At 70.5% G+C, this 6,132-nt stretch carries 6 protein-coding genes; all 6 read left to right on the forward strand.

What is annotated here, in order from left to right; all coding sequences use genetic code 11:
• The first annotated feature begins 342 nt into the window (after positions 1-342).
• On the forward strand, positions 343-684 hold the full coding sequence (locus AB8Z36_RS24200) for a YbaB/EbfC family nucleoid-associated protein (RefSeq protein ID WP_369215479.1): 342 nt from the start codon (positions 343-345) through the stop codon (positions 682-684).
• A gap of 62 nt (positions 685-746) precedes the next feature.
• A complete protein-coding gene (gene recR / locus AB8Z36_RS24205) occupies positions 747-1,346 on the forward strand; it encodes a recombination mediator RecR (RefSeq protein ID WP_363248160.1) in 600 nt (199 codons plus the stop codon).
• Positions 1,339-1,998: a DUF5063 domain-containing protein gene (locus AB8Z36_RS24210; RefSeq protein ID WP_369215476.1), complete on the forward strand. Its 660-nt coding sequence runs from the start codon at positions 1,339-1,341 to the stop codon at positions 1,996-1,998. The genes recR and AB8Z36_RS24210 overlap by 8 nt, the downstream gene beginning before the upstream one ends.
• A gap of 260 nt (positions 1,999-2,258) precedes the next feature.
• Positions 2,259-3,530 (forward strand): aspartate kinase, encoded by a 1,272-nt coding sequence (locus tag AB8Z36_RS24215; RefSeq protein ID WP_076685219.1) that lies wholly within the window; start codon positions 2,259-2,261, stop codon positions 3,528-3,530.
• On the forward strand, positions 3,527-4,585 hold the full coding sequence (locus AB8Z36_RS24220; RefSeq protein WP_369215477.1) for an aspartate-semialdehyde dehydrogenase: 1,059 nt from the start codon (positions 3,527-3,529) through the stop codon (positions 4,583-4,585). The genes AB8Z36_RS24215 and AB8Z36_RS24220 overlap by 4 nt, the downstream gene beginning before the upstream one ends.
• Before the next feature lie 390 nt (positions 4,586-4,975).
• The gene (locus AB8Z36_RS24225; RefSeq protein WP_369215478.1) at positions 4,976-5,638 is read left to right on the forward strand and encodes a SigE family RNA polymerase sigma factor; all 663 of its coding nucleotides are present in this window, start codon (positions 4,976-4,978) and stop codon (positions 5,636-5,638) included.
• Positions 5,639-6,132: the final 494 nt, after the last annotated feature.

The following is a 6,132-nucleotide window of genomic DNA, read 5'->3' on the forward strand; positions in this document are numbered from 1 at the left end:
TGCCCGCCCTGCCCCTCGGGGGGCACCCCCTCGGGCTGCATCTCCGGCTGGCTCACCCGGCACTCCTCTACGAGATCCCTGACTGTTCGCCGTGGCGGCGTAACGACTGGTGCTGCCGCGCGGGCTCATGCGCAGGCTGACGCGCAGCCCTCAGTACTACCGCCCAATGGGTGGCCCTCAGCACGCTTTCGCGGCTTTTCCGCCCGGAAGAGGCCCTTGATCAGGTATAGGAAGACGCGCCGTCTCACTCGAAAGAGTGCCGGGGCATCGGTCTCCCTGACCACGTAGGCTCGTTTGAAGCGGAAAGTCCGCTCTCGAACCGTGCGAACCCAGGAGCTGATCGTGATCCCCGGTGGTGGCCAGCCCAACATGCAGCAGCTGCTCCAGCAGGCCCAGAAGATGCAGCAGGATCTCGCGGCCGCGCAGGAGGAGCTCGGCCGTACGGAGGTCGAGGGCCAGGCGGGCGGCGGCCTGGTCAAGGCCACGGTCACCGGCTCCGGCGAGCTGCGCGGCCTGGTGATCGACCCCAAGGCGGTCGACCCCGAGGACACCGAGACGCTGGCGGACCTCGTGGTCGCGGCGGTCCAGGCGGCCAACGAGAACGCGCACACCCTCCAGCAGGAGAAGCTCGGCCCGCTGGCGCAGGGCCTGGGCGGCGGCGGCATCCCGGGCCTTCCCTTCTAAGAAGCCGTAACCCCAACTACCGTACGTACCGAGCAGCACCCGGCACCCAGAGAGGCGTTCCGTTGTACGAAGGCGTGGTCCAGGACCTCATCGACGAGCTGGGCAGGCTGCCCGGCGTCGGTCCCAAGAGCGCGCAGCGGATCGCCTTCCACGTCCTCCAGGCGGAGCCCACGGACGTCCGGCGGCTCGCGCACGCCCTCCTTGAGGTGAAGGACAAGGTCCGCTTCTGCGCGACCTGCGGGAACGTCGCCCAGGAAGAGCTCTGCAACATCTGCCGCGACCCGCGCCGCGACCCCTCCGTCATCTGCGTGGTGGAGGAGCCCAAGGACGTGGTGGCGATCGAGCGTACGCGCGAGTTCCGGGGGAAGTACCACGTCCTGGGCGGCGCGATCAGCCCGATCGAGGGCGTGGGCCCGGACGACCTGCGCATACGGGAACTCCTCGCGCGCCTGGCCGACGGCACGGTCACGGAGCTGATCCTGGCGACGGACCCGAACCTGGAGGGCGAGGCCACGGCGACGTACCTCGCGCGCATGATCAAGCCCATGGGCCTGAAGGTCACCCGCCTGGCCAGCGGGCTCCCTGTCGGGGGAGATCTGGAATACGCGGACGAGGTCACCCTCGGCCGTGCTTTCGAGGGGAGACGACTCCTAGATGTCTGACGCCACGCTGAACACAGTCACCGACAATCCGGACGACTTCGCCGTCCAGATCTCCGACCAGGTCGAGAGCTTCATCGTCTCGGTCAAGGAGGTCGCCAGGGGCGACGAGCCGGACTCGGCGGTGCCCTTCCTGCTCCTGGAGGTCTCCCAGCTCCTCCTGGCCGGCGGCCGGCTCGGCGCGCACGAGGACATCCTCCCCGAGGAGCGGTACGAACCGGATCTCGGCCCGGAGCAGGACGTCGACGACCTCCGCCAGCGTCTGGCGGCGCTCCTCGACCCGGTCGACGTCTACTCCGAGGTCTTCGACCCCTACGAGCCCCGCAAGGCCCCGGTCGCCTGCCGCATCTCGGACGACCTGGCGGACGTCGTCGCCGACCTCACCCACGGCCTGGCCCACTACCGCGCGGGCCGCACCACCGAGGCCCTCTGGTGGTGGCAGTTCTCCTACTTCTCGAACTGGGGCTCCACGGCCTCCGGCGCCCTGCGCGCCCTCCAGTCCCTGGTGGCCCACGTCCGCCTGAACCAGCCCCTGGAGGACCTGGACGGCCTGGACACGGACGAGGACCTCACCGAGGACGGCCTGGAGGAGGCGGCGGGCAAGGTCATGGCCGAGGAGATCGCGGGTCCGCTGGGCCTGCGGACGGCTCAGTGACCGGCCGGCCGACAGCTCAGGCCCCGGGTGCCCCCGGGCTCCGGGGCGGATGCTGTGAGGCGGGCCACTTTCCGGAGTGCAGCGCTCCACAGCGGGCATGAGCCCAGCCGAGCGGCCGGGACGTACGACCCGACCAGCGGGACGTATGCCGGACTGATCAGTGTGTGAGCGGGACATCTCACGTTCTGATATGGGCGAGGCGAATTTCGGCCGCTCGTTAAACTGAGCCGACCGCACAACGGATTGAGCGAGGAGCGCACGTGGGCCTTGTCGTGCAGAAGTACGGAGGCTCCTCCGTAGCCGATGCCGAGGGCATCAAGCGGGTCGCCAAGAGGATCGTCGACGCCAAGAAGAACGGCCATCAGGTCGTTGTCGTGGTGTCGGCGATGGGTGACACGACGGATGAGTTGATCGATCTTGCCGGGCAGGTGTCACCGATTCCCGCCGGGCGGGAATTCGACATGCTGCTGACCGCCGGAGAGCGCATCTCCATGGCGCTGCTCGCCATGGCGATCAAAAACCTGGGCCACGAGGCCCAGTCGTTCACCGGCAGCCAGGCCGGCGTCATCACCGACTCCGTCCACAACAAGGCGCGGATCATCGATGTCACCCCCGGGCGCATCAGGACCTCGATCGACGAGGGCAACATCGCCATCGTCGCCGGGTTCCAGGGCGTCAGCCAGGAGGGCAAGAACATCACGACCCTCGGGCGCGGTGGTTCGGACACGACGGCCGTCGCCCTCGCCGCCGCCCTCGACGCCGAGGTCTGTGAGATCTACACGGACGTGGACGGTGTCTTCACCGCCGACCCCCGGGTGGTCAAGAAGGCGCGGAAGATCGACTGGATCTCGTTCGAGGACATGCTGGAGCTCGCCAGCTCCGGGTCCAAGGTGCTGCTCCACCGCTGCGTGGAGTACGCCCGTCGCTACAACATCCCGATCCATGTGCGCTCGTCCTTCAGCGGACTGCAGGGCACCTGGGTCAGCAACGAATCGCAAGGGGATTCCAAGGTGGAGCAGGCCATCATCTCCGGTGTCGCACACGACACCTCCGAGGCCAAGGTCACGGTCGTGGGCGTGCCCGACAAGCCGGGCGAGGCCGCCGCGATCTTCCGCGCCATCGCGGACGCCGAGGTCAACATCGACATGGTCGTGCAGAACGTGTCGGCCGCCTCGACGGGCCTGACCGACATCTCCTTCACCCTCCCCAAGGCAGAGGGCCGCAAGGCCATCGACGCCCTGGAGAAGACGCGCTCCGCCATCGGCTTCGACTCGCTGCGCTACGACGACCAGATCGCCAAGATCTCCCTCGTCGGCGCCGGCATGAAGACCAACCCCGGCGTCACCGCGACCTTCTTCGAGGCGCTCAGCGACGCGGGCGTGAACATCGAGCTGATCTCCACCTCGGAGATCCGCATCTCGGTCGTCACCCGCGCCGACGACGTGAACGAAGCCGTGCGTGCCGTGCACACCGCCTTCGGACTCGACTCCGACACGGACGAGGCCGTGGTCTATGGAGGCACCGGCCGATGAGCCGTAAGCCGACGCTCGCGGTCGTCGGAGCGACCGGGGCCGTCGGCACGGTCATGCTCCAGATCCTGTCGCAGCACGCCGACATCTGGGGCGAGATCAGACTCGTCGCCTCACCGCGCTCGGCCGGCCGCAAGCTGGCCGTGCGCGGTGCGGAGGTCGAGGTGCACGCCCTGGCGGAGGAGGTCTTCGACGGGGTCGACGTCGCCATGTTCGACGTCCCCGACGAGGTGGCCGCCCAGTGGGCGCCCGTCGCCGCGGCCAAGGGCGTGGTCGTGGTCGACAACTCCGCGGCCTTCCGGCTGGACCCCGACGTGCCGCTCGTCGTGCCCGAGGTCAACCCGCACGCCGCGCGCGTGCGCCCGCGCGGCATCGTCGCCAACCCCAACTGCACGACGCTCTCGATGATCGTGGCCGTCGGCGCGCTGCACGCCGAGTTCGGCCTGCGCGAGCTGATCGTCTCCTCGTACCAGGCCGTGAGCGGCGCCGGACGCGACGGCGTCGAGACCCTGCGGCGCCAGCTCAAGCTGGTCGCGGGCAGTGAGCTCGGCACCAGCCCCGGAGATGTGCGCAGGGCCGTCGGCGACGACACCGGGCCCTTCCCCGAGCCCGTGGCGCTGAACGTGGTGCCGTGGGCCGGGTCCCTGCGGGACGACGGCTGGTCGTCGGAGGAGATGAAGGTACGGGACGAGTCGCGGAAGATCCTCGGGCTCCCCGGCCTCCGCGTCGCCGCCACCTGCGTCCGCGTGCCCGTCGTCACCACGCACTCCCTGACCGTCCACGCCCGCTTCGAGGACGAGGTCACCGTCGACCGCGCGCGCGAGATCCTCGCGACCGCGCCCGGTGTCGTGCTGTTCGACAACCCGGCCGCGGGGGAGTTCCCGACCCCCGCCGACGTGGTGGGGACCGATCCGACGTGGGTGGGCCGAGTGCGGCGCTCCCTGGACGATCCGACCGCGCTTGAGCTCTTCGTGTGCGGGGACAACCTGCGCAAGGGCGCGGCCCTGAACACCGCCCAGATCGCCGAGCTGGTGGCGAAGGAGTTCACGGCCCGCTGACCGGTCCGTCGGCGCGTCCACGGCCGGTCCGTCGGCGGGTCCGCGGCCGGTCCTCCGCCGGCCGTGCGCCGGTCCGCCGACCCAGCGTCGGGATCTTTGTGGGATCTGTGTAAGTTCTGTGTCCGACTCGGTGGCTCAACGCCTTGAACTGGATCGCCCCGGCGTTCGAAGATTCGGCGTGCGATCACTGCAACCGGCAGCGGGGCCGGGGACGTCTTTAGCGGTCGCCTTCGGGGGTGTGGTGAACGCCGCAGACAATTGGGGCATAGGGGAAGAGCTGGTACGCATGGGGGCATTTGATGCATCGTCACGAACGATGCCCGCGCGACTCGCCGCAAACGCGATGCCGGATGCGTACAACCCTGACAGGGGGAAGCGTGTCCAACAAGCGTGGCAGAGGTACTCGACTTCACAGCGGTACAGGCGAGAGGCGCGGCAGCGCTGCGTCCCCCTCGTCGTACCCGCGCGGCCGGCGGCATGCCGGTGATCGCGCCCATGCCCGCAGCGCGGCCCGCCCGCATTCCGGCGCAGCGCGAGGGCGATGACTTGCGCGTGACCGCGGGCACCACAGTCGACCATCTCACCGAGACCTACCGCGCCCACTACAGGTCGCTGCTCGGCCTCGCCGCGCTGCTCCTCGACGACACGGCGTCCTGCGAGGACGTGGTGCAGGAGGCGTTCATCCGGGTCCACTCCGCGCGCAAGCGGGTGCGGGACCCCGAGAAGACGCTCGCCTATCTGCGGCAGACCGTCGTCAACCTCTCGCGGTCCGCGCTCCGGCGGCGCATCCTCGGGCTGAAGCTGCTCTCCAAGCCGATGCCCGACATGGCGAGCGCCGAGGAGGGGGCGTACGACCTGCTGGAGCGCGACGAGCTGATCAAGGCGATGCGCGGACTCCAGCGGCGCCAGCGCGAGGTCCTCGTGCTGCGGTACTTCGCCGACATGACCGAGGCGCAGGTCGCCGAGACCCTGGGCATATCGCTCGGCTCGGTGAAGGCGTACGGCTCGCGTGGCATCGCGGCCCTGAGGGTCGCCATGGAGGCGCCGGCATGAGTGAGCGCAAGCGGGACGAGCAGGGCGGATCTGAACGGCATGGCAGGAACGGCGACGTGAATCACGGACCCGAGGAGACGGCGGGCGGGACCGCTGACGAGGCCGCGTCCGGGAGTGGTTCCGGCGACGGCGCCGGGGAGCCGATCCGCTCCCTGGAGAAGCTGCTCGCCGCGCGCGGGGCCGAGCTGAGGGCCCTGGACAAGTCCGGCTCCGGCTCCGGCCCCGACGCGGGCCCGGACGCCGACCCCGGCTCCGACGCCGGTCCCGCCCCTGAGGGAGGCCCCGGCCCCGAGGGAGGTCCCGGCCCCGGGGGGGGGGGGGGGGGGGGGGGGGGGGGGGGGGGGGGGGGGGGGGGGGGGGGGGGGGGGGGGGGGGGGGGGGGGGGGGGGGGGGGGGGGGGCCGGACGCCGACCCCGGCTCCGACGCCGGTCCCGCCCGCCGTCTCCTCGGGTCCGTGATTCACGTCGCCGTTCCTGCCATGCCGTTCAGATCCG

It is taken from the genome of Streptomyces flavofungini, assembly GCF_041028215.1.
Classification (GTDB): domain Bacteria; phylum Actinomycetota; class Actinomycetes; order Streptomycetales; family Streptomycetaceae; genus Streptomyces; species Streptomyces flavofungini_B.

Coding starts and splice junctions, on each gene's coding strand:
- AB8Z36_RS24210 (WP_369215476.1), top strand. CDS start 1,339: ATGTCTGACGCCACGCTGAACACAGTCACCGACAATCCGGACGACTTC.
- AB8Z36_RS24220 (WP_369215477.1), top strand. CDS start 3,527: ATGAGCCGTAAGCCGACGCTCGCGGTCGTCGGAGCGACCGGGGCCGTC.